The organism is Pseudoalteromonas piratica (assembly GCF_000788395.1).
Taxonomy (GTDB): Bacteria; Pseudomonadota; Gammaproteobacteria; order Enterobacterales; family Alteromonadaceae; genus Pseudoalteromonas; species Pseudoalteromonas piratica.
The window spans coordinates 1,166,048-1,189,855 of the sequence record NZ_CP009888.1 but is presented as its reverse complement, the minus strand read 5'-3'; the positions used below and the strand labels follow the sequence as shown (position 1 = coordinate 1,189,855).

General features: G+C 40.6%; 23 protein-coding genes, 5 tRNA genes and 1 riboswitch. Of the genes, 6 read left to right on the top strand and 22 right to left on the bottom strand.

All coding sequences use genetic code 11. The annotated features are described in order from the left end of the window. The first annotated feature begins 55 nt into the window (after positions 1 to 55). Complete coding sequence (locus tag OM33_RS05360) at positions 56 to 730, top strand: site-specific integrase (RefSeq protein ID WP_038639665.1); 675 nt, start codon at positions 56 to 58, stop codon at positions 728 to 730. Between the two features lie 16 nt (positions 731 to 746). Here OM33_RS05360 and OM33_RS05355 read toward each other — a convergent pair whose 3' ends face one another. Next, positions 747 to 1,628 (bottom strand): hypothetical protein, encoded by an 882-nt coding sequence (locus OM33_RS05355; protein ID WP_038639663.1) that lies wholly within the window; start codon positions 1,626 to 1,628, stop codon positions 747 to 749. Positions 1,629 to 1,751: 123 nt separating this feature from the next. Between OM33_RS05355 and OM33_RS05350 the strand changes: the two genes are divergently transcribed. Next, a complete protein-coding gene (locus tag OM33_RS05350) occupies positions 1,752 to 2,651 on the top strand; it encodes a phosphoribulokinase (RefSeq protein WP_038639659.1) in 900 nt (299 codons plus the stop codon). A 229-nt stretch (positions 2,652 to 2,880) separates the two neighbouring features. Here OM33_RS05350 and OM33_RS05345 read toward each other — a convergent pair. From OM33_RS05345 to orn, 5 genes are all read right to left on the bottom strand, one after another. Further along, a tRNA-Gly gene (locus OM33_RS05345) sits at positions 2,881 to 2,956 on the bottom strand. Between the two features lie 51 nt (positions 2,957 to 3,007). Further along, positions 3,008 to 3,083, bottom strand: a tRNA-Gly gene (locus tag OM33_RS05340). 25 nt (positions 3,084 to 3,108) lie between these two features. Next, positions 3,109 to 3,184 (bottom strand) — tRNA-Gly (locus OM33_RS05335). A 171-nt stretch (positions 3,185 to 3,355) separates the two neighbouring features. After that, a tRNA-Gly gene (locus OM33_RS05330) sits at positions 3,356 to 3,431 on the bottom strand. A gap of 172 nt (positions 3,432 to 3,603) precedes the next feature. Further along, positions 3,604 to 4,149 carry an oligoribonuclease gene (gene orn, locus OM33_RS05325; protein WP_038639657.1) on the bottom strand — a complete coding sequence of 182 codons (546 nt, stop codon included), beginning with the start codon at positions 4,147 to 4,149 and terminating at the stop codon, positions 3,604 to 3,606. A 113-nt stretch (positions 4,150 to 4,262) separates the two neighbouring features. On the opposite strand from orn, the gene rsgA reads away from it, so the two are divergent. Both rsgA and asd read left to right on the top strand, forming a co-directional pair. Beyond that, entirely contained in the window at positions 4,263 to 5,318 is a 1,056-nt protein-coding gene (gene rsgA / locus OM33_RS05320) for a small ribosomal subunit biogenesis GTPase RsgA (protein WP_038639655.1), read from the top strand. Between the two features lie 54 nt (positions 5,319 to 5,372). Continuing rightward, positions 5,373 to 6,281, top strand: coding sequence for an archaetidylserine decarboxylase (asd, locus tag OM33_RS05315; RefSeq protein ID WP_038639652.1), 909 nt, complete (start codon positions 5,373 to 5,375; stop codon positions 6,279 to 6,281). Positions 6,282 to 6,322: 41 nt separating this feature from the next. Here the strand turns inward: asd and OM33_RS21995 are convergent, their stop codons facing one another. The 8 genes from OM33_RS21995 to OM33_RS05275 all read right to left on the bottom strand — a co-directional run bounded on the left by OM33_RS21995 (position 6,323) and on the right by OM33_RS05275 (position 15,542). Next, the gene (locus tag OM33_RS21995) at positions 6,323 to 8,518 is read right to left on the bottom strand and encodes a M14 family zinc carboxypeptidase (RefSeq protein WP_052140908.1); all 2,196 of its coding nucleotides are present in this window, start codon (positions 8,516 to 8,518) and stop codon (positions 6,323 to 6,325) included. A gap of 270 nt (positions 8,519 to 8,788) precedes the next feature. Then, positions 8,789 to 9,535: a HesA/MoeB/ThiF family protein gene (locus OM33_RS05305; RefSeq protein ID WP_038639649.1), complete on the bottom strand. Its 747-nt coding sequence runs from the start codon at positions 9,533 to 9,535 to the stop codon at positions 8,789 to 8,791. 2 nt (positions 9,536 to 9,537) lie between these two features. Then, positions 9,538 to 11,052 (bottom strand): thiamine phosphate synthase, encoded by a 1,515-nt coding sequence (gene thiE, locus OM33_RS05300; protein WP_038639646.1) that lies wholly within the window; start codon positions 11,050 to 11,052, stop codon positions 9,538 to 9,540. A 36-nt stretch (positions 11,053 to 11,088) separates the two neighbouring features. After that, on the bottom strand, positions 11,089 to 11,874 hold the full coding sequence (locus OM33_RS05295; RefSeq protein ID WP_038639643.1) for a thiazole synthase: 786 nt from the start codon (positions 11,872 to 11,874) through the stop codon (positions 11,089 to 11,091). After that, positions 11,874 to 12,071, bottom strand: coding sequence for a sulfur carrier protein ThiS (gene thiS / locus OM33_RS05290; protein ID WP_010561094.1), 198 nt, complete (start codon positions 12,069 to 12,071; stop codon positions 11,874 to 11,876). The genes OM33_RS05295 and thiS overlap by 1 nt, the downstream gene beginning before the upstream one ends. Positions 12,072 to 12,080: 9 nt before the next feature. Further along, complete coding sequence (locus tag OM33_RS05285; RefSeq protein ID WP_010561095.1) at positions 12,081 to 13,082, bottom strand: FAD-dependent oxidoreductase; 1,002 nt, start codon at positions 13,080 to 13,082, stop codon at positions 12,081 to 12,083. A gap of 75 nt (positions 13,083 to 13,157) precedes the next feature. After that, the gene (gene thiC / locus OM33_RS05280; RefSeq protein ID WP_038639640.1) at positions 13,158 to 15,116 is read right to left on the bottom strand and encodes a phosphomethylpyrimidine synthase ThiC; all 1,959 of its coding nucleotides are present in this window, start codon (positions 15,114 to 15,116) and stop codon (positions 13,158 to 13,160) included. A 143-nt stretch (positions 15,117 to 15,259) separates the two neighbouring features. Continuing rightward, positions 15,260 to 15,376, bottom strand: a riboswitch (TPP riboswitch). A gap of 91 nt (positions 15,377 to 15,467) precedes the next feature. After that, positions 15,468 to 15,542: transfer RNA gene (locus OM33_RS05275), tRNA-Arg, on the bottom strand. A gap of 437 nt (positions 15,543 to 15,979) precedes the next feature. Between OM33_RS05275 and OM33_RS05270 the strand changes: the two genes are divergently transcribed. Beyond that, positions 15,980 to 16,162 (top strand): helix-turn-helix domain-containing protein, encoded by a 183-nt coding sequence (locus OM33_RS05270; RefSeq protein WP_010561097.1) that lies wholly within the window; start codon positions 15,980 to 15,982, stop codon positions 16,160 to 16,162. Here the strand turns inward: OM33_RS05270 and OM33_RS05265 are convergent. The 4 genes from OM33_RS05265 to OM33_RS05250 all read right to left on the bottom strand — a co-directional run bounded on the left by OM33_RS05265 (position 16,159) and on the right by OM33_RS05250 (position 19,997). Then, a complete protein-coding gene (locus tag OM33_RS05265) occupies positions 16,159 to 16,965 on the bottom strand; it encodes a phosphotransferase (protein WP_038639637.1) in 807 nt (268 codons plus the stop codon). The two genes, OM33_RS05270 and OM33_RS05265, sit on opposite strands and share 4 nt — an antisense overlap. Then, a complete protein-coding gene (pnuC, locus tag OM33_RS05260) occupies positions 16,934 to 17,548 on the bottom strand; it encodes a nicotinamide riboside transporter PnuC (protein ID WP_038639634.1) in 615 nt (204 codons plus the stop codon). The genes OM33_RS05265 and pnuC overlap by 32 nt, the downstream gene beginning before the upstream one ends. Further along, positions 17,549 to 17,809 carry a hypothetical protein gene (locus OM33_RS05255; protein WP_038639631.1) on the bottom strand — a complete coding sequence of 87 codons (261 nt, stop codon included), beginning with the start codon at positions 17,807 to 17,809 and terminating at the stop codon, positions 17,549 to 17,551. A 76-nt stretch (positions 17,810 to 17,885) separates the two neighbouring features. Further along, positions 17,886 to 19,997, bottom strand: a complete 2,112-nt coding sequence (locus OM33_RS05250) for a TonB-dependent receptor (RefSeq protein WP_038639626.1) — start codon at positions 19,995 to 19,997, stop codon at positions 17,886 to 17,888. 160 nt (positions 19,998 to 20,157) lie between these two features. Between OM33_RS05250 and OM33_RS05245 the strand changes: the two genes are divergently transcribed. Next, positions 20,158 to 20,553, top strand: a complete 396-nt coding sequence (locus OM33_RS05245; protein ID WP_038639623.1) for an acyl-CoA thioesterase — start codon at positions 20,158 to 20,160, stop codon at positions 20,551 to 20,553. A gap of 69 nt (positions 20,554 to 20,622) precedes the next feature. Here the strand turns inward: OM33_RS05245 and galE are convergent, their stop codons facing one another. The 4 genes from galE to OM33_RS05225 all read right to left on the bottom strand — a co-directional run bounded on the left by galE (position 20,623) and on the right by OM33_RS05225 (position 23,796). Further along, positions 20,623 to 21,642, bottom strand: a complete 1,020-nt coding sequence (gene galE, locus OM33_RS05240; RefSeq protein WP_038639620.1) for a UDP-glucose 4-epimerase GalE — start codon at positions 21,640 to 21,642, stop codon at positions 20,623 to 20,625. Between the two features lie 15 nt (positions 21,643 to 21,657). Continuing rightward, positions 21,658 to 22,614 (bottom strand): hypothetical protein, encoded by a 957-nt coding sequence (locus tag OM33_RS05235; protein WP_038639618.1) that lies wholly within the window; start codon positions 22,612 to 22,614, stop codon positions 21,658 to 21,660. Positions 22,615 to 22,734: 120 nt separating this feature from the next. After that, positions 22,735 to 23,097, bottom strand: a complete 363-nt coding sequence (locus OM33_RS05230; RefSeq protein WP_038639614.1) for a DUF2304 domain-containing protein — start codon at positions 23,095 to 23,097, stop codon at positions 22,735 to 22,737. Continuing rightward, a complete protein-coding gene (locus tag OM33_RS05225) occupies positions 23,098 to 23,796 on the bottom strand; it encodes a glycosyltransferase family 2 protein (protein ID WP_052140907.1) in 699 nt (232 codons plus the stop codon). Positions 23,797 to 23,808 lie beyond the last annotated feature (12 nt).

Here is a 23,808-nt window from a genome sequence, read left to right as displayed (position 1 = left end):
ATTCCACCACTTTTTGCTAAAATAGTCGCTAACTAACTAATTTAGTGGATAATCTGTGAAGTCACACCTTGGCCGCCGCCCATTTACTCATATGGAAATACATACCTTATTCAAAGGGTATATTTATGGCGACCAAAAAATGCCTCGCGAGCAAGCAAAGCATTGGCATTTTTGGCTACCGCTTTTAAGTTACTACACAGGTGCATATAGCGATGAAATTGGTCAACTCACAGTAGATTCGGTCATTAAGCAAGATGGCCACTACTTCTTTGATTTTCATACCAATAATAAAATAAAGCCCAGACGCGTGCCTGTTCATCCTATGCTTATTGAGCATGGGTTTTTAGATTACATGCACTATTTAACAAGCCAAAATCAACAACGATTAATGTTCGACTTACCAGCTAAGTCTGGCCGTTACAGCGAGAAAGTACGTATTTGGTTTTCTGGCGAAGGAGAGCGAGCGGGCTATTTGCAAAAATGCCATATACCTAACATCGACCTGGATGGCAGAAAAGCAGCCATAAGCTCTTTTAGACTTAATTTTGAATCACAGATTCGTATTTCTTCGATTCAAGCGGGAAGTAAAGACGCCTTTAATTATTTAATGGGCTTTAAAGACTTTACCGAGAGTGAGTTTTCTAACAGCAAATTACTATGGCAAATTATTCGTGGAGTAAGAGCGCTGCCAAGCAACATAACTTGGCAACGGTTTTGTGATAGACACTAGATTTAAAAAGCTGGTGCTAAGTTCGATCACACACAAAAGCAAGCATATCTGTCGAGCTTTGATATTTTAGTCGGGTGATTTTATGTGCACAGTGCTTGCTAAAATCTAGCCATTTTGATGACTCATTTTTACTACCTAACTGCCAGCGGTAAATTGTATTACCTTTACCATAAATCAGCGCATCATCCCCTTGCCATGCATAGTAATCGACACCTTCTGGCAGCTTCAACAGAGGGGTAAGTGATTCATTTTTACCATCGAACAAGGTAATCCACTGTTGGTTATTTTTATATTGGCTAAAAGAGTATAAATTGCGGGTTTTATTGAACGCCAAAGTACGCCCGATATCCTTAGCAACAGGTTTACCAGTTTGCTTTTGCGTGTTGCCAAAATAGAGTGTGTGCGGTTGACCAAGCACAAAGGTAATTAAGTCGTAATCGTTCCCCCAAGCGTGATAGCCAATTTTACCTACTTCTTTTCGCAATAATTTTGCATTCTCCGAACGATTAAAAGCATATTGCCAAAGCTCCTGACTTCCATCATGCCCCTCTAGGATCACCGAAAAGCCATCTTCATTAGGGACTTTTGTTGGCGAATATTCACTGACATCCGTATTAGTTAAGTTCGTTGTGTGTTTTGTCTTAAAGTCGTAAAGCAAAACATCAGTTTGCCATAACTCACCTTGCTGAAATCCAGCGGTATATAGCAAGCCACCATCAACAAAATTAGGTTGATTATCGTAGCCAACTCGCTTTGATACATTTTCTGCTGAGATAATGGTATTGCCTTTTAACTTAACTAAAAACACATCTGTATCAGGCAAAGTAGAAGCGGTGTTGTTGGCAAATAGAGGAAGACTGGCGATAGCGGTGAACGCAAAACCAACTGCTTTTTTCATTATTATTTTCGGTATTTAATAGTTATTTTGATCATTAATAACATAGCTATTGTCATAAAGACAGACTTGACCTATAGGTGTAGCCCAGATATAAACACATAAACAACTAAAATAGTGTGCTCTATGTCTGCCAAACACCCCATCATTGCAATTACAGGCTCGTCCGGTGCAGGAACTACCACTTCGACCAATGCAATTAAGCACATTTTCCGCAGTTTAAATATCAACGCAGCATTTGTTGAAGGGGACAGCTTTCATCGCTATACCCGCCCAGAAATGGATAAACGTATTCGTGAGGCTCATCAGGAAGGTAAACATATTAGCTATTTTGGAACTGAAGCCAATGACCTTGCTTCACTAGAACAATTATTTACTGATTATGGCAATACAGGTACCGGTAAAAGCCGTCGCTACCTTCATACCTTCGACGAAGCTGTTCCGTACAACCAATTACCGGGCACATTTACACCATGGCAAGACCTTGAGAATGATACTGACATTTTATTTTATGAAGGCTTACATGGCGGTGCTGTTGATAAAGATGTCGATGTCGCAAGACACGTTGATTTGCTAATTGGCATGGTGCCGATCATTAACCTTGAATGGATCCAAAAGCTGATCCGCGATACCCAAGATAGAGGCCACTCTCATGAGGCCGTAATGGGTTCTATAGTGCGTTCAATGGATGATTATATCAACCATATTACACCACAATTTTCTCGCACTCATATCAACTTTCAACGCGTTCCAACTGTCGATACCTCAAACCCCTTTAGCGCAAAAGACATTCCCTCGTTAGATGAAAGCTTTGTGGTTATTCGTTTTCGCGGTATTGAAGATGTCGATTTCCCATACTACTTACAAATGATTAATGGTGCATTTATGTCACGCATGAACACCATGGTAGTGCCAGGGGGAAAAATGGGTTTAGCAATGGAATTAATTCTACGCCCTCTTATTGAAGATATTATCAATAAGAAACGTGCACTGCAGGACTTAAGACAAAACTCATTACCAATTTAAAGCTGGATTTGAGATTTCTAAAGAAAGTTTCTGATTGTTTTTCTGAAATCTTTATATCTAGTTTCTACACAAACTAAAATAAGAGCTCTTGGTACTAAAATTTAGACTTTGGCATTTGATTTATCTGAATTCACTTAAAGAAGAATTGAAGCGAGTAACGAGGTTAGAAATCTTGATATCAAAAGTTTGAACTTAGCAATTAATTTATCGAAATTACTTTAGGAAGAATTGGAGCGAGTAACGAGGTTCGAACTCGTGACCTCGACCTTGGCAAGGTCGCGCTCTACCAGCTGAGCTATACTCGCGTCACGATATGCATTTTTAATGATTTGGAATGACTAACACTTTCCAAAATTTGGAGCGAGTAACGAGGTTCGAACTCGTGACCTCGACCTTGGCAAGGTCGCGCTCTACCAGCTGAGCTATACTCGCATCACATAATGCATTTTTGAATGATTGGAGCGAGTAACGAGGTTCGAACTCGTGACCTCGACCTTGGCAAGGTCGCGCTCTACCAGCTGAGCTATACTCGCATCATCATGCAGATATAAGATTAAAACGTTCTGGTTGTATTAATCTATTGTATCAAAAGACTCTTTTTTAAAATCTTTTAAAGTTTTGGAGCAAATAATGAGGTTTGAACTCTTGATATTAAAAGTTCGACCTTGGCATAACCAAGTACCTATCAACACTTTCCAAAAATTTGGAGCGAGTAACGAGGTTCGAACTCGTGACCTCGACCTTGGCAAGGTCGCGCTCTACCAGCTGAGCTATACTCGCAATCCAATCAACCGTTTTTTTTTACTTAGCATTAGCGCAACCTTAGTCGCGTTAATCACCTCGAGCAGCTGAACTGTACTCGCATACAAAATGCTTAAAGTCTTTTATCGTCTAAGCGGGGCGTGATTTTACATAAAGAAATTAGCTTTGCAAGTAACAAAGCTAATATTTTTTAAATTTTGAAGATATTTTGGCGATACACGCGTAATTCAGCAATTGATTCGCGGATATCATCAAGTGCTAGGTGCGTGCCTTGCTTCTTAACAAGGTTAAGCATATCTGGTGACCATCGTCTAACCAGCTCTTTAATTGTGCTCACATCAATATTACGATAGTGGAAGTAATCTTCCAGCTCTCGCATATACACGTTTAAAAAGCGTCTATCTTGACCGATTGAATTACCACACATAGGTGATGCACCTTTCGGTACCCACTTTTCTAAAAAAGAAATTGTTTCTCGTATAGCCATTTCTTCAGAATGTGAACTTTTTCGCACACGCTCAGTTAAACCTGAACTACCGTGTTGATTAGTACACCACTCATCCATTGCATCCAGTACTTCATCAGACTGATGAATAGCAATTACAGGCCCTTCAGCCAGAATGTTTAGCTCAGAGTCGGTCACAACTGTCGCAATTTCTAGGATGCGATCTTGGCTCGGCTCTAATCCAGTCATTTCCAAATCAAGCCAAATTAAATTAGATTCATGAAAAGCCATAACTACCTAGCGGTGCTTTCCTTTCGATTTAATGAATTTGGATATATCATATTATGCTTCTTCAATAGATAAAACGCTTTTTTTAAAAGTGTTATTTAAGTTATAGGCTAAAAGTGGCAAAACGGAAAAAACTTAGTAAAGGTCAATCTCGTAGGATCAGTGCTAATCATCAAAAAAGGTTAAAGCAAGCTAGAAGAAATTCTGACGACCTCGAGCAAACATGGCAAACTGATAATCTAGGGCCACAACAATCCGCACGCGTAATTAGTCGCTTCGGCCAACATGCCGATGTAGAAACATCTGAGGGTGAAGTTTTACGCTGCAACATTCGTCGCACAATAAAAAGCCTTGTTTGTGGTGACAACGTTGTATTTCGTCGCGCAAAAGTGAGTGAAGGCGATTTAGCTGGCGTTATCGAACTTGTCGAAGAGCGAACAAGCCAACTAACCCGACCTGACTTTTACGATGGTGTAAAAGTTGTTGCAGCCAATATTGATCAAATTTTAATGGTTTCGGCAGTTTTACCTGAATTTACCCCTAACATCATCGACCGTTATTTAGTTGCCTGCGAAGATATGGGCATCGAACCAATTTTAGTGCTTAACAAAGTAGACTTACTTGATGACGAAGGTGTTGAATACCTTGATGAAGTACTCGATATATATCGCGATATTGGTTACCAAGTTTATTTCATTAGTAATAAAACAGGCCAAGGTGTTGAGGAGCTAAAATCATTACTCAAAGATAAAAGCAGCATTTTTGTCGGCCAATCAGGCGTTGGCAAATCAACCTTAGTAAATAGTCTACTACCAGATGCCAATATTCTAACGCAAGAAGTATCAGAAGTTTCTGGTTTAGGTCAACACACAACAACAGTTTCAACACTGCATCATTTACCTTCTGGCGGTGACTTGATTGACTCCCCGGGAATTCGAGAGTTTGGCCTGTGGCATTTAGAAAATGATCGTGTCACTTGGTGTTTTAAAGAATTCCGTGAATTTATCGGTGGCTGTAAATTTAGAGACTGTAAACACCTAGACGATCCTGGATGTATCATTCGCGATGCAGTAGATGAAGGCAAAATTAGTGAGTTGCGCTTCGATAGCTACCACCGCATTTTAGAGTCGATGGAAGATGGTCGTGCAGGTGCGCGCAATCCAAGAGTATAGAGTCATTCAACAACTTGATGTAAAATACGAAAAATTTTTTAGGGATACAACCTCGTGAGTTTAGATAAATTCAAAATTGGCGCGCAGTACGCCATGCCAAAACACCTTATATCTCGCTTAGTTGGCAAGTTAGCAGCAGCACAAGCTGGCAAGCTTACCACCAGCTTAATCAAAGGTTTTATTAAGCAATATGGCATTGATATGAGCGAAGCCAAATATGAAGATCCTGCTCACTACAAAACCTTCAATGAGTTTTTCACTCGTCCTTTAAAAGAAGGTTTACGCCCAATTGCTGAAGATAAAAACATTATTGCCCACCCTGTAGATGGCAAAATTTCTCAGCTAGGTGATATTGTTGATGACCGCTTAATTCAAGCTAAAGGTCATGACTTTAGCTTACAAGAATTATTGGGTGGCGATGAAAATGTTGCTGCACCATTCCAAGGCGGTAAGTTTGCGACTATTTACTTAGCGCCAAAAGACTATCACCGTATTCATATGCCAATCGCTGGTAAACTGCGCAAAATGGTGTATGTACCGGGTGACTTATTCTCTGTAAACCCACTTACAGCAGAAAATGTACCAAACTTGTTTGCCCGCAATGAACGTGTAGTAGCAATTTTTGATACGGAAATTGGCCCACTTGCGATGGTATTAGTTGGTGCAACGATCGTAGCAAGTATTGAAACAATTTGGGCGGGTACAGTCACACCACCAGCAGGTAAAGACGTATTTACTTGGGACTACCCTGATAACGGCCACAACCAGCTAATTTTGAATAAAGGTGACGAGATGGGCCGCTTTAAGTTAGGCTCTACCGTGATTCTTGCTTGGGGCTCAGAAGTGGCTGATTTCCTTGATAGTGAAGTTGCAGGCACCGTAACACGTATGGGTACCCCTTTCGCTAAAATCAAAAATAAAGAAGAGCAGAGCGAAGCCAAAGAGACTCCAGCTGACGAATAATATAAATTTAGATTTAAAAAAGGGAGCAACAGCTCCCTTTTTTAGTTTAATGTCTTTCTTCTTATTAGTGCACCTGCTGTTAGCAATAGCAACCCAAATAATGAGCTACTACCAGAAGAATCTTTTTTAACATCACCTGGAACTTCTGGCAGAGGCACGGGTTCTGGCTCAGTTTCAACTTGCAAATCAAGTTCGTAGTTAGCTGTTTGTGCATGCTCATCAGTTACAGCTAATACCACTTTATAACTGCCCGCTTGTGAAAATGTATGTGTAAACACTTCTCCACTGCCAGCGGATTCTTCAGCTGTCCAGCTATACGTTAGTGTTTTACTATCAGCATCACTACTGTTTGATGCGTCGAATTCACACACTAAGTAGTTACAAAGGTGAGTCACAACAGCTTCTGGGGCTAAGAGCTCGCTGACCGCGAAATCCAGTACCTGGCTATTTGAAATGCCCATTGAATTAGTAACAACTAACGTTGCTGAATAGTCACCCATGGACGGTAGAATATGCGTCGGGTTCTCCCCTTCTAGTACTTCCCCATTTGAAAGTTGCCATTGATAGTTAAATCCACTGACAGAGTTTTCTACGTTAAACTGGCACTTAGCACCGCTACAATTAATATTGCCAGCAACGCTTGGCGGGTTAGTGTCTATGCTGTGGGCAGTGATAGTCCCCCAGTAACCTTCGCTGTCTTGTGCTTGTATATACACGGTCGCTTTATTGTTAATCAACTCACCTTCTCTGACCTCAATAGCAAACTGTTCACTTATACTATCGGCATTACCATCAGTAAGACTGGCAAGCTGCGCATTTTCATCAGTGACTAAATCATTAAACGCATACCTTACTTTGGTAATGTTATGCATCGGCCATGAACTATTATTTTTGAAACGAGTGTCAGTTGCAGTAGCGCTAATAACTAATTTTCCATTGCTATTACTCAAGGTAACACCTTCAATATCAGGCCCCTGAGAAAGTTGATAGGGTGCTTTTGTTACCTTTGCAGCATAAAGCAATGACTTTAAATTACTGGGCTTGATTAACGCATTGTAATGGCTACATGATTGGAAAAAAGCAGTGCCTAATTCATAAGTTATATGTGCAATACCGAGTTCACCGTATGCAAGATTATCGGAGGTCCCATCTGTTGGGTACAAACCAACCGACTGCATCGGTGTGTAGTTATTGAAATAAGCTAATTTGCGCCCTAATGACTCCAATCCTTTGGCATTTGGTGCTGCATCATAACTGCCACCCCAAGGCCATAAAATAAGTTTGCTATAGCTGTGAATGTCTAAATACAGCCCTTGAGTATTTTCAGGCGCTGCATCGCTAACGTTTGGCCCGCGTTGATCTGGGAAGATACTGCGAACATAATTTTCAACCGCAGCTACTTCTGGCTCTGAACCTGGCGCATCACCACGATACGTTGCTGCACAGGCATCCCCGCTTGAGCCGCCATCAACCGTGCCCCAGCCAAAACTAAAGTTGCGGTTTAAATCAACACCAACGCTTGATTCTACGCAGTGATTCTCGTTGACATTTTTGCGCTGTGAAACACCTGTTTCCGCGATTTTCCGGCCATCAGGATTAGTTTGAAAAAGAATATGGATTTGCTGTGTTTCTAAAATCCAGTTGATATCAGGGTTGCTCTCGCGTTCATTAAGTAACTGTTTAGCAAAATCTAATGTTAACGCGGCTGTTGCTAATTCTCGCGCATGCATGGCGCTTTGAATAAATAAAATTGGCGGATTAACTAAATCTTTTTTACCGATTTTTAAAACCTTTAAATCATAGCCTTCGCCTTTATTTTGCTTTTGCCATGAATCACCAATATCCACAAGTTCTGTATATTCAGGATGAGCCGCAACTAAGTCGTCTACTTGCTGAAAAGTTTCTTCTACCGTTGCGTAACAGCTAAAACCAGGGATCCCAGTGTTGTTGTTAATCAGCTTATCAAAAATGTTTTGTTGCTTAGTTAAAAACTGCTTTGCCAGATTATTTGCTGGTTGCAAGGTTGCACCAAAGCGCTTTAATAAAGATTGTTCATCTTTGGTTAGCGTGAACAACACTCCATTTGGACGATCGCCAATTAAGTTATGATGCAAACTTATTTTTGCTCTATTCTCAATATCCGTATTTGGAAAAGTGACTAAAAAATGCTGCGATTGCTGTGCATACGAATTAACCGCACCGAGCATTAATCCTGAAATTAGTAATGTTCTAAGCATGTTCCCTCCAATTAGCATGAATACCAATTCACTTAAGTAGCTGCTCATCCTAGCGGACTAAATATCATGCTAACTGCGTTAGAATTTATCAATGTATAACAACTACATAAGAAAAATTCCACCTTGTTACCATTTCATTTTTCCAGCGCTATCCCTGATCACACACTTAACAGAATTGGTACAAACTAAAATACCTAATTTGGGTAAAAATACAAACATCAATTACGTAGGAAAATGTAAAGTAAACGTAGTGAACTGTTATAAGCTACGTCAATTACAGGTAGAGCAACTACTTGACGTAGAAAACGAAAAAACGCTTTGTTTAAAACTTCGTGCATCAAATTGTAAAAACTGCGGTAAGTTTGTCTCACCTAATAACAGCAATATGGCTGCAATAGCCTGCTGCGCACCTATTACACCTAGCAACGGGCTGATAACCCCCAAAGTATCGCAGTTCTGGGCATGATTTTGATTGCCATTTGGAAATAAACACTCATAACAAGGGGCATCATCATCTCTATTATCTACTATACAAAGCTGCCCCTGCCAGCCCATAGCAGCACCGGAAACAAGCGGCTTAGCAAACTGCTTAGCAAGGCGGTTAATTAAATAGCGTGTTTTGAAGTTATCACTGCAATCAAGTACCAAATCACAATTTTCGATAAGCGATTTAGCATTTTGCTCATCCAACTTTTCTGAGATTGAAGATAGTGATACTTGGTTATTCAGCGCTTGCAGTGTTTTACCCGCGACTTTACTTTTACTTTGCCCTATATGACTAATTTTATAGAGAATTTGCCGCTGCAAATTAGACAGCTCAACCTCATCATGGTCGACCAAAGTCAACTGTCCGATACCAGAAGCTGCTAAATAAAACGCTGCAGGTGAACCAAGGCCACCCAAACCAATAATTAATACGCGCGCAGCTTTTAATTTAAGTTGCGCATTCTCGTCAATTTCTGGCAATAGTAACTGGCGAGAATAACGAATTAATTCTTGGTTTGATAACGATGACATGATTACTTCAATACACTCTCAAGCTCAACAATGGCCGCTTCCGGGTCAGCTGCTTCTGTAATTGCGCGCACAACCGCAATACTGCCAACGCCAGTTTTTGCAACCTCTTCAGCACGGTTTAAGTCTATGCCACCAATTGCCACTACAGGGTAATCATGCATTAATGGTACAAAGTGTTTTAACTTTTCAAGACCTTGAATTTGCCCCGTCATATCTTTAGTTGTGGTTGGATAAATTGCACCAAAAGCTAAATAACTTGGGCGATAATTATGCGCGCGCAGCATCTCATAAAAACCATGGGTAGATACGCCCAAGCGAATGCCTGCTTGCTTAATTTCAGCCAAATTAGCGACCGAAATATCTTCTTGGCCAAGGTGAATACCGTAAGCGCCATGTTTTATCGCTAATTGCCAGTAGTCATTAATAAATAAACGCGCGTCGTATTTTTTACCAAGGGTAATCGCGGTTGCAATTTTTTCTTCAAGATCAGCATCGCTGCTATCTTTGATACGCAACTGAATGGTTTTAATGCCCGCTTTTAAGCAGCGCTCAATCCAATCAACGGAATCAACCACGGGGTAAATACCTAAATTACGCGTTTCTATTTTTGCAAAATCACGGGCGCTAACTTGTTCTGAACCCATTTCTAGATCTAGTTCCTGACCTAGCCACGAATCCGCCTCAATTACTTCTGGGTAATCATTGATATCGTGGGGGAAACCACAATGAGCCACTGGGCCGATACCTTGACCAAAGCGTGTTGCATGTTTTAATCCTTGATTAATATAGGCTTTAGCAAGAATAAAGGCATCTTTCAGCGGATAGTCTTTCGCGAGATTGGCTGCAACACTGGAAGCAAAGGAACACCCTGTACCATGACTGTGCGGTGTGTTAATTGCTTTATTGCCTAGCCAATACTCTTCACCTTGATGAGCACCATAATCGATGCAATAGCCTTTTGGATAATCCCAATGCCCGCCTTTTATCAGCACAGTCGGTACACCTAATTCATTAAACGCTTTCGCTGCATCCTGCACTGCGCTTGGACCAATTAAATACACACCGGTAAGGATTTGCGTTTCTTGGGTATTAGGGGTGATCACATCTACTTGTGGTAATAAATGGGTTTTAATTGCCGGTAGAATATCTTCTTCAGTTAAACTGTCGCCGCTTGAGGCTACCGCTACTGGGTCGTAAACAACAACTGGTGGCGTTTGCCATGTGGTTTTGTAGCGTTTAAGTGTATTAGCAATAAACTCTACTTGCTGTTCATTGGCAAGCATGCCAATTTTAATCACTTTAGGTTGTACATCTTGCTCAAGGGCATCAAGTTGGGATTCAATCACCTTGATTGCAACACCATTAATCTCTTCAACGCCCATGCTATTTTGCGCTGTAAGTGCGGTAATCACGCTACATGCGTGTACACCAAAACTTTGCGCTGCTTTTATATCGGCTTGAATTCCCGCGCCGCCACCAGCGTCAGAGCCAGCAATAGTCCAAATTAAATTACCCATTAGATCCCAATTTTAAGCTGATTTATGTTATGCGATTTACTGCTGATGCCAAAAAGGCATGCCCATTGTTGGGGTTGACGGTTTTGCAACCTCTTTTTCGGGCATTGCTTTAGCTTCATAAGCGATTCTGCCTGCGTCTACCGCAAGTGAAAAAGCCTTTGCCATTGCAATTGGGTCGCCCGCTTGCGCTACCGCACTATTTAATAATACTGCATCATACCCCATTTCCATTGCCGTTGCTGCGTGTGAAGGTAAGCCCAGTCCTGCATCCACTAGCAAAGTGGTATTGGGTAAGCGCTCGCGAATGGTTTTTAACGCATACGGATTTAACAACCCTTTACCTGTACCAATTGGTGCGCCCCACGGCATCAGTACTTCACACCCTAAATCGACTAATTTTTGGCAAATAACTAAGTCATCAGTGCAATAGGGTAAAACTTCAAAACCGTCATCGATTAGTTGTTTTGTCGCTTCAAGTAAGCCAATGGGGTCTGGCTGTAAATTGTACTCATCGCCAATAAGCTCGAGCTTAACCCAATTAGTTTGAAACACTTCGCGGCACATTTTGGCAAGGGTTACGGCCTCTTGCACACTGTGGCAACCTGCGGTATTGGGTAATACTTTTAGGCCGGTATCTTTGATCAATTGCCAAAAATCATTACCTGCTTCAAGGGTACCTTGCCTACGCAATGATACCGTCACCACCTCTGCACCCGATGCCTCAATTGACTGCTGCATTACTGCAGGAGATGGATACAAGGCTGAGCCAATAAATAAACGGCTCGACAGCGTTTGCCCATAAATAGTTAACGGTTTATCCATTAGCCCCCCTGTATTGGCGAGAGAATTTCAATCTGATCGCCATCAGTCAAAGTGATGCCTTCGCATTGTTCACGCGGCACAAAGCTTTGATTTACTGCAACCGCGTAGGGTTCGCTAGCACCCAACTTCGCTAGCAGAGCAAGCAACGTCGTATTGCTTTCAACATCGCGCTTTTCGCCATTAATTATTACATTCATTTTGCACTCTTAGTTAATCTGCTCAAGCGCCATTTCAACCACTTTTGGCGCCAGTAAATAACCATGTCTATACAAGCCATTAATCACAATGCGCTTACCCTGTTTTTCAACCAATGGGCGGTTATCGGGCAGGCTTGGCCTTAGCCCTGCTTGCATCTCAAGTATTTCGGCTTCAGCAAAGCCACTGTGCACTGTGTATGCAGCTGACAACAACTCCATTGCTGAACGCAGCGTCATTGGCTTTGTTGATTGCGATTCAATTTCTGTCGCGCCAATTACAAATTCATGATTCGGCTTTGGCACAATATAGATTGGATAGCGCGGGTGCATTAATCGCACAGGGCGATTAAGCGACACTTCTGGTGCATATAAGCGCACCACCTCACCGCGTACACCGCGAAGGTTTTGAAGCGAAGGTTTAGCGCCTAAACCGCGGCAATCCAAAATCATATCAAAGTGGTTTTCGTTAATATTGCCTGAAAACGACTCAAAGAAAGTGACCTTGTCTTTTACTTGTTGGTAACTTGCCGCATAAAACGCACGGTTATCAAGCTGACCTTCGCATGGCAAGTAAATACCTTGATGAAAACGCCCTGAAAGTGCGGGTTCCAGCTCGGCAAGCTGCGCACTATTAAGGTGTTGTGCACTTTGCTCTGCAATTGGCTTTAAGCGATTAGTAAACGAGTCTAAGTCACCTTTATCTTGCAGATGTGCAACCACTAAGCTGCCATGTTGTTGGAAAAACACCGGCTCATCTAACATCTCGATAATCGACTGCCACAGTGGCATCGCCTGCATGCCAAGCTCGGCTAAATCAGCTTCACATAGAACCGATTCGGCTAACGGCGCAAGCATAGCCGCGGCGACAAAACCTGCACTTTGCTCACCGCTCACTTTACCTGACTCAAATACCGATACTTGATGCTGCTGATAAAGCTGCAATGCCGCTAAACGCCCCGTTAAACCGTAACCTAAAATCGCTATTTTTTTTCGCTGTGAACTTGCTGTCATAGTACGTCCATGCAGTTAAATATGTATCAGAATTCAGCAGTTTTACTTACTGAATTCTGAATACTTATTGCTGATTTACACTTTTTGATAAATCTCAGAACCAGCCGATTTAAACTCTTCTGATTTCGCTTTCATTTCTGCCTCAACATCAATCATTTTGATTTCAATTGCATTCGCATCTGAAATATCGACCCCCTGATTTTCTAAATCTTTCGCATAATCACGCACTTCCTGGGTGATTTTCATCGAACAGAATTTAGGACCACACATTGAACAAAAATGTGCAACTTTGCCTGACTCTTGCGGAAGGGTTTCATCGTGATACTCAAGCGCGCGCTCAGGATCTAAACCAAGATTAAACTGATCGTGCCAACGGAACTCAAAACGTGCTTTAGAAAGTGCGTTATCGCGAATTTGCGCACCTGGGTGACCTTTTGCCAAATCTGCTGCATGCGCTGCAATCTTATAGGTAATAAGGCCTTCTTTAACATCATCTTTATTCGGTAAACCTAAATGCTCTTTTGGTGTTACATAACACAACATTGCTGTGCCGTACCAAGCAATTTGCGCTGCACCAATACCCGATGTGAAGTGATCATAACCCGGTGCAATATCGGTTGTTAGTGGACCTAAGGTATAAAATGGTGCTTCATGACAATGCTTAAGCTGCTCGTCCATATTGGCTTTGATCATGTGCATTGGCACGTGACCCGGGCCTTCAATGAATACCTGTACATCGTGTTTCCAAGCAATTTGAGTTAACTCACCTAATGTACGTAACTCTGAAAATTGCGCCTCGTCGTTTGCATCAGCCACAGAGCCTGGGCGCAGGCCATCACCGAGTGAGAAACACACATCGTATTGCTTTAAAATTTCACAGATTTCTTCAAAGTGAGTGTATAAGAAGTTTTCTTTATGGTGCGCTAAACACCATTTCGCCATAATTGAACCACCACGTGACACAATACCTGTAACACGTTTTGCCGTCATTGGTACATAGCGAAGTAAAACACCGGCGTGAATAGTAAAGTAATCCACACCCTGCTCTGCTTGTTCAATGAGCGTGTCACGGAAGATTTCCCAAGTTAGGTCTTCTGCTACACCGTTTACTTTTTCAAGCGCTTGATAAATTGGTACGGTACCAATTGGTACTGGCGAGTTACGCACAATCCATTCACGTGTTTCGTGAATATAACGGCCTGTCGATAAATCCATTACCGTATCTGCGCCCCAGCGTGTTGACCATACAAGCTTCTCAACTTCTTCTTCAATTGAGCTTGATACTGACGAGTTACCAATGTTTGAATTTACTTTAACCAAGAAATTACGGCCAATAATCATCGGCTCAGACTCTGGGTGGTTAATATTATTTGGTAATACCGCACGGCCGCGTGCAATTTCATCACGAACAAATTCTGGCGTAATAAAATCAGGTAGCTCTGCACCAAACGATTCGCCTTTGTGCTGCTGCGCTAAAATTTCTTCACGAATTTTTTCACGACCCATATTTTCACGAATGGCAACGTATTCCATTTCGGGTGTGATAATGCCCTGACGCGCATAATGCATTTGCGTAACGTTTTTACCCGCTTTAGCACAGCGCACTTTTGGTAAGTTTTCAAAACGTAAATGATCTAACCCTTCATCAGCCATACGCTGCTGAGTGTATTGTGAAGTTACCGACTCTAGCTCTTCCGTATCATCACGACCTTCAATCCACGCTTGGCGGAATTTTGGTAAACCTACTTCAACATTCAGTTCAGCATTCGGATCGGTATAAGGGCCCGATGTGTCGTAAACACGTACTGGCTCGTTCTTTTCAAAAATAGGGTTTTCTTCTGTACCACCAGCAAAGGTATCACTTAACGTGATTTCACGCATACCTACGCGTACGCCTGGGTTTTCACCTTCCACATAAATTTTTTGTGAATTAGGAAATGGCTGGGTTTTAAGGTTGTATATGTAATCAGATGCCGCTTGTCGCGCTTCGCGACGGCTCATTTGATTTGCTGGCTTAGTATTACTTTGTGACATGACGCACCTTTAAATAATTAAATCGAGTGACGGTCTTGCCAAAGTTCGTGATGATTGAAGCGCACACAGCGCCTAGGAGGCAGTTCTTAATATAATTAAGACAACAGTGAAAAGGTCTTTTGCCAAATGGCAAACAAACGCTTGCCACCAAGCTGCTTGTTTCCTACGTAGATACTAATCTATTCAGGTTCACGGATCCCGCTTATGCGATCTCAGCCTTAGTTTTACTCAAAAAGTAAAAGGCACTCCGACAAGTAACGATTGAATTCTATGTGTTTATGTTAAGCGACGCAATAAAAGATTACGCTGATAAGACCAATGGAGAAGTAATTGACGCAGCCAAATAAGAATTGGCGCTCTCGCTAGGGATCGAACCTAGAACTCGGCCTCCGGAGGGCCACGTGATATCCATTTCACCACGAGAGCACGGCGACAATAATAATGGCTAAACCTTCGAATTACCAGCAAATGGAAACTCACTTGGCTAATATATCAACAAGATAGTTACAATTAAGTCGTAATTTACTCGCATTTTTTAAGAAAAAACGCTTTAATTAAAAGATTCACTTGAAGCATGCCTAGGGTCTGTTGACCTTTGCGGTTCTATTTTTGCTCTCTTTGAGCGTGCTTTTATCGCGGCGTTCGATGTGTGGCCTAGTCATCTAAGCGAATATCGAACAACAACAAGAAAAGTGCGCTCAAAAGAGCGGAGAGGCAGCGCTTGATTGGCTTTTCTACAGCGTTATCGGCTGACTCACATGGAATAACCATGCCACGCAGCCTCTGCCTTGTATAAAAGCCAATCAAGCTGCTGCAAAAACGAACTTTAAAGATCAACAGACCCTAATTACTAGGAGAACAAAATGGCATTAATGACTACAGAACAAGTTGCAGAATTTCTTGGCGTAAAAGAAGAACGCGTTCGTCGTTTAGAACGTGAGAGCTTGCTAATTGCAGCTGAAAAAGACGATGCTGGCAACGCTAAATTTAACGAAGATGACGTAAAACGCTATAAAGAATTAGCTGAGCGTATTGGTGGTATTTAATCGTTTATAAACGGTTTTAATGCTAAAGCATGGCGTGTAAAGCCATGCTTTAAATACCAAAAGTAACAAATTAAGTTATAAACTTTCTGGTAAAGATTTAGCTTTTCAAGTTGCTCTTCTGAAATATTAGATTGCTCAAAATAGACACTGAGCAACTGGCTTTTCTCCTGTTCACTCAATTTTAGCGAACTACTGAGTGCTGCCAAATCAAAATACACATCATTTAATCCCACATATTCAAAATCAATAATCCAACTATCGTTGTCTGAGAAAAGTAAATTTTCGAGTACTAAATCGTTATGACATACACCAAGTTCATATGGGTAATTTTTTAACTTCGCTAGTAATAGATTAATTGTTGCTTGATAGTTTTTATATTCTGCTAGCTCAGTGTAACTACTAAAGAGTGCACTTAGATTTATCTCTTCATAGTCATAATCACTATTCAAATTATGTAAAACAACTAGCTTTGTTACTAACGATTGAAGGTGGAGCGGTTTGTTAAATTCTACGCTTTCAATAAATTGATAAGCAATAAGCTTATGTTTTTCGCTAGTTGCTATAACATTTGGTACAACACTTTCTTTTGCTAAATATTGCTCAACTAAAGTCACTTTGAAGTTATTTTCACGATCAAAATGCTTTAATAGCAGAATTTTTCCACACTGTGTTTCAACCCGAAAACAGGTATTATTAACGCCTTGAGTAAGATAAAGCGCTTTTTTAGCTACAAACTCTAAACCAAGTTTAACTAGGTAGTCTTGGCATTGATTAAGCAAAAGCTTGCTCTTTATCTGGTTCATAATGCTGACGCCATTGCATATAACCCCAAATCACCACCCCAGTATAAATAGCAAATAACACTACTGTTGGGTAGTAACCCTTTTGAAGGTAAAGGTAGATTGACGCGGCATCAATTACAAACCAATAGAGCCAGTTCTCAAGCACTTTTTTAGCAACTAAATAAGTAGTCATCACAGCGAAACAGGTAGTAAAAGAGTCTAAGTAAGCAAAATCTGCATGCGTGTAGTTATCCATTACATAACCCAAGGCTAGTGCAATTAAACTGGTTACCGTGATAATGATAAGGTTGGTATTAAACTGCCAACTTGTGATGGGTAATTCTTTTTTTTCTTTACCATTTTTCCAGCAATAAAAGCCATAAACCGCCATTGCTAAATAATAAAAGTTGAGCAATGACTCCATCAACAGCGCACCATTCCAAAACAAAATGGTGTAAATTAAGGTGCTAATAAAAGCACACGGCCAAGCCCATAAACTTTCATTCATCACAAACACTAAGTAGGCAAGTCCTAGCACTACTGCGATATATTCCCAATAGCTCATTGCTGTAAAACCATTTAGTGCTTGCGATAGAAATTCCATTTAAGCCTCTTTATTTGGTGATAAATCGCCACCGATAAATTTGCAGACAAAAATTGCCTTACCAAATTCTTGATGTGAACGTTTAATTTCGCTTGTTACCGCCTGCATAACTTCATCATAATCGCCAAATACCTGCGTTGACATAGTGTTGGTGATTACTTCTAAATTTGGGTGCGCATTTAAACGATCAATAAACCCTTTAATAAACGGAATATAATCTTGATGCAGCGGATATTTACTAATTTCAACTGATAATTTCATAGTTTCAGGTTTCAGGTTTCAGGTTTCAGGTTTCAGAAGAGCTTAATGACTCTTCTGAACTCTAAATACACAATAATTAATACTGATAAGTGAAGCTTATACCTGCCATGCGTGGCTCAGCAAATTGCACATAAGTATGGGTTTCGTAAAAATCTCGCGGATCATTACCAAACTCAAAACCACGGGTTGCGTAATCTTGATTGAACATATTGCGAACCCAAGCACTTACTTCCCATGCATTGCGGATATAACCAATCTTAGCATTCACTAAATTCACACTTTCAGCTTTTGAATCATGGCTATCTGAGAAGAAATACTCGTCTTTACCTTCAATGCCTAAATTAACATACAGGTTATCGGTTGCATCGAAACGCGCCGAGAACGCATAGTTGTAGCGTGGCGCTTGTGCTTGTTCACGGCCATCTTTGCTCTCGCCATCAGCATTAACAAAGTCATCCATACGCGTACGTAAATAACCTAAAGCGCCGTTTAAGCTAATACGGTCAGTTAATTGATAGTTACCATCAATTTCTAAACCATAGTTACGACCACTGGCAGCATTGTCTAAGTAACCGACAAACACTGGCTCTGAGTTTTCATCAGCTTTATATTCTTTGTATGCTTTAACTTGCATATTATCGCGATACATATAAAACGCCGCCAAGCGAAGTACTAGACGCTTATCTTTCGACATGCCTTTAACGCCAAACTCACCATTCCATAAGTATTCTGGGTCAAAGTATTTAATCGCTTCAAAGAAACTTTGGTCAGTGCCTTCATCACGCGCTTTTGCTAACGCTTCACCATTAACACCACCCGCTTTGTAACCGCGTGATAAGCTGGTATAGATCATTGCTTGTGAATTAACCTGATGTTCAAGCGCCAGTTTGCCTCCAATCATAGAATCATCAACTGACTCGACAAACCCATTATTGTCACTGTAATCACCTTGATAATTTTCAGCACGTAGGCCCGTAATTAGCACTGTGCGATCATCGATACGGGTTTCTAATTGACCAAATAGAGCAAAATTATCGACTTGATAATTAGAGGTAAAGTCTTGTGCTTGCCAAGTATAAACTCGCGTTAAGTCTTCATCTTTTGTTTGATAGTAAACACCCGCAATCCAATCACCTTCTTTACCTTGCGCATTTAGCTCTAAAGAGCGGTCTTGACGATCGCGGTAATACGCATCTGTCGAGCTGTAACCCCAAGGGTGTAAACCTGCCTCACATAATGAAGGTTCATTCGCATCATTACATACCCAATCTTCATCATAACTGTAAAGTAAATCAGCATTGAGTGCTGTAACATTAAAGTTGATATCAAACGCGTCCAGCCCTGAGAAGTTATTACGCAGGCTAAATGCAAAGCTTTCTTGATTATCTTGACCTGGTTCATCAGCCACTGAATTACGTGAATTATCTAAGGTAAAGGCATCATAGCCATTTTCAATATCGATATAATGTGCATTCAGCTCACTTACAAACACATCACTGAAATCGGTTTTTGCTTTAAAACGGGCAACAAACTCATCTTGATCTTGTGTTGCTTCGTTTAGATAAATGTTATCGACATAACCGTCAGATACATTTTGGTAAATACTAGCACGCAAGCCTACAACCTCATCAATACCGCCACCTGCAGCAACACCTAGGTTGTAAGAGTTATAATTACCCACACCAAGCTGCAACTTGCCTTGCGCCTCTGTTGATGCTGCAGCTGTGTTAATATGGATCATTCCCGCCATAGCATCTGCACCAAAACGCGTGCCTTGTGGACCACGGTAAATTTCAGCTTGCTGAGTATCAAATAATAAAGCCGAGCCACCTAAACCTGAATAGTTAATACCATCCATTAGCAAACCAACGGATGGGTTAACTGGATCAACAAATTGCGAACGCAAACCAATACCGCGAATTTGAATAAAACGACCACGTGAAGCACCAGAGGTATAATTTACGTTAGCTGCGGTGTTTAAAAGCTCATCTAAATGCGCCGCATTTCTTAATGCAATATCTTCTTCACCAAGCACATGAACACTTGCGCTTAATGTTTGAACACTCTCTTGCTTAAAATCACCAGTAACGGTAATCACTTCAATATTATCGAGATCTTGATTGGCATATGTCGTTGCAGTTATAGACGCAAGAATTGCAGCTGAGACAAGTTTAAGGCTGGTTTTCACTTTGGTATCCAGTTTTATAAATTGTTAAACATAAAATTACGTCATAGTTTATAAGAAGTTAATAATGTAAGCGAGAGAAGTTCGTATTTGAGGGCATAAGTCGTACCTCTTTTTATAAAGAATTCGGTAAACTGCATTAAAATTTGAATGAGTAAATAAAATGACATTTCGTTTAGAACTAAAAGTAAGAGACTACGAGTGCGATTTACAAGGTATTGTAAATAACGGTGTGTACTTTAACTATTTAGAGCATGCTCGCCATGAGTTTTTGCACGCTAATAATATTGATTTCGCCAAACTAGCCGCTGATAAAATTAACCTAGTAGTAGTTCGCAGTGAACTTGATTTTAAAACATCATTAAAACCAGGCGATGAATTTTATGTTGAAGTGATCCCGACCCGACTTTCAAAACTAAAATTTGGTTTTCGCCAACGTGTTATTCGTAAATGCGATGAGAAAGTTGCAGTAGAGGCACTCGTTATTGGTACTTCTGTCAATGAAAAAGGCAGACCATTTTTACCAAGCGAGATAGATGCGCTATTTCCGATTGAGTAATAAAATCAATGATTAGTAATGAAAAAAGGATGCTGTTGAGCATCCTTTTACTTTTTAACTGAATCTATATTATCTATTAGCGTAACCATTTGGGTTTTGGCTTTGCCAACGCCATGCATCTGCCATCATATCGTCCAGCCCCCGTTTAGCTTCCCAATTCAACTCGCTCTTAGCTTTTTCTGGGTTCGCATAACTCATTGCAATATCGCCTGAACGGCGGCCTTTGATTTCAAACTTAACGGACTTTCCTGAAGCAACTTCAAATGCTTTTATCATTTCCAGTACAGAGTAGCCATTACCTGTACCTAAGTTAAATACTTCAGCACCATTAATAGAGGATAATTTTTCAAGCGCCTTGAGATGACCTAATGCAAGGTCGACAACATGTATATAGTCACGTACACCGGTGCCATCAGGTGTGTCGTAATCGTCGCCAAACACGCCTAAACAGGCTAACTTGCCAATAGCAACTTGAGAGATATAAGGCAGTAGATTATTTGGAATATCATTAGGATCTTCGCCAATTAACCCCGATTTATGTGCTCCTACAGGGTTGAAATATCTTAAGATCGCAAACCGCCACTTTTCATTTGAAGTAGCTAAATCTTGTAAAATACGCTCAACCATATATTTTGAAGTGCCATATGGGTTACTGGTTTCCCCAACTGGTGCGCTTTCAATAACGGGAAGAGTATCTGGTGTGCCATATACATTAGCTGATGAACTAAATACCAACTTATAAACACTTGCTCTTTCCATGGCTGCAAGTAAGTTAAGAGTGCCTTGCACATTATTATCGTAATATTTGTAAGGCAGTGATATCGACTCATTAACAGACTTTAATCCTGCAAAATGCACTACACTGTCGATTTTGTGCTCAACAAAAATAGCATCCAGTTGTGCATTATCTCGAATATCACCTTGATAAAAAATAATTGATGAATTGGTGATACTCTCGACACGTTTAAGCGCTTCCAAAGAAGAATTTGAAAGATTATCTAGAACAACAACCTGCTCTCCCGCCTGTAATAGCTCGACAACTGTATGCGAACCAATATAACCTGCACCACCTGTCACCAATACTGTCATATCTAACCCTCATATTTAAGCGTAATAATCGTCAAATACTTGATAAAATCGCGTAAGTTCATCATCACTGAGTTGATTAATCCCAGCGGCAGCGGTGCGACCACCTCCCGTTGCAAATTGGCAAACAACTTTATCAGCCCCTTGCTTATTATTCAGTGGCGCCCTAATACTGACAGTATAGCCTGACTCTTGGTGATAAGTGAGTACAGCATGGGCTTTATCTGGTGATTGATTAGCAAGGTCATTACCTAAAACACCACTAACACGCCTTGCCCAAGCAGCATCTTCAAGCAAAATAACTTTAACCGCATCAGTTTCATATAACACATCAGCCGCCTGCGCTTTTGCCATATCGGCACTGTATAGCGCCTCAAGCTGGTAAAAAATCGAATCTTTTTGGTCAATTAAGTCCAGAGGCGATGGATAGTCGAGTAGTTTTTCAAAAAGCGCAGCGGGATGGAAGTGTAAATCTTCAACATTGCTGCCATAGCCGTTGTAGTTAATATAAATGCCTAACGCTTTTAACTTTTCTTTTTGTTCTTGGGATAGGCCAAGCTTATCTGCCTCGATATCTGCAGTGGCAATCATATTATCGCCATAAGCGGCAGTAATCGCCCAAAGGTGATATTGTTTTTCGAGCAAGTCGCTGACAATTAAGCTGGTACAGGTATTTGCATCTAAATCGATATGCGCTTCTAATCTATCGCTTGTTGGAATTTCTCCTGCGCGATGATGATCAACATAAAAGACATTTGCACCGGTTTCTAAACACTTATGAAGTGCTTCAAGGTTTTTTTCCATCGAAATATCAAGCACGCGAATGTTGTCATCTGCTTTTGCATCTACCTGCTGAAGCAATTGAATATCGCGTTTTACACCGGTAATTTTTTTACTTTCAGTAGGGTTTGCAAGCTGTAATTGGAGAAGTGCGATGATGCCATCAGCATCACCGTTAAAAACGTCGTAGTTCATTTTAATAATATAAAGGCGAGTTCGTTGAGAATATTAAATACTCTCTAATACATTAAGAATATGCAAATAGTTTTTTACTTGTACTTAATCCATTTTAATTGTACTAAATATGCTGTGGAGCTAGCCTTTGTTAGTAATTTCTGATTTGAGGCCCTCTAATTCCATCTCAACCATCGCTAACTTTTGCGCTATACGATCCATCTTTACTTGAGTACGCGCGCGCTCAATATCCGCAATAAGCGCTTTTAGCATCAAGAGTAGACATGCAAGTATTACTGGTAATATAGGCGAATAAGCTATACCCACAATGCCAGCAGCTAAATCTGCCAATTGTGGAAAAATACCTAAAACAAGAATTGAAATTGCTAAAATGAGCCAACGAAATGCAGCGCCCATTAAAATTGAATCTCTTCGAATGAGAATCATCACAAAGATAAAGAAAAGAACAGCTAAAAAAGCTGTAAAATACTGATAAATTTCCATTTAAACTTCTTTAATTTTTTCAGGTAAAAGGTGTGTTTTTTTGGCTATTTTACTTAAACATAACATAGTCGTGTAACCCATATAATATAATACGGCCCACCAAGAATAAAAAATCCGAGAAATACCTGACTCTCGCCGATGCATATCTACATCAGTTTCCGCTTTTGCTATATCAAACGTTTTAAGCATTAATAAAACGCCAACATCTTGGTACTCTAATAAAGATGCTTCTTTCTTACTTAACACTTCGATCGCGAAACGGTCGTATAATCGAAACCCTGAGGTTAAATCATTGACCTTAACGCCAGATAACCCACGAAAGAGCTTCCAAGCAATGCGCCTTGATAGAGAGCCTCTAGAGGGGCACGACCCAATAACTAAATTTGATTTTGTTAATTTTTGACAATGAACTAGTTTTTTAATTTGACTCGCTAAATGCTGCTTGTCTGCATCGAATGTAATTAGACTTGTATAGTTACGTTTCCGAGCATATTGAACCCCTGCTTGAGTTGCTTTCCAAGCACCTAAATTATAAGGCAAGCTCATCACTTTAACATCAAGCTTCTTTGCAAATAATGCGGTGTTATCTGAACTTGCATCATCAACAACCAAAATATCATTATACCCATGACTTTTAAGGTCATGAATAACATCTTGTATTGTATCTTCTTCGTTATGTGCTGGAATAACTACTAGCATTTTTCTTGCGCA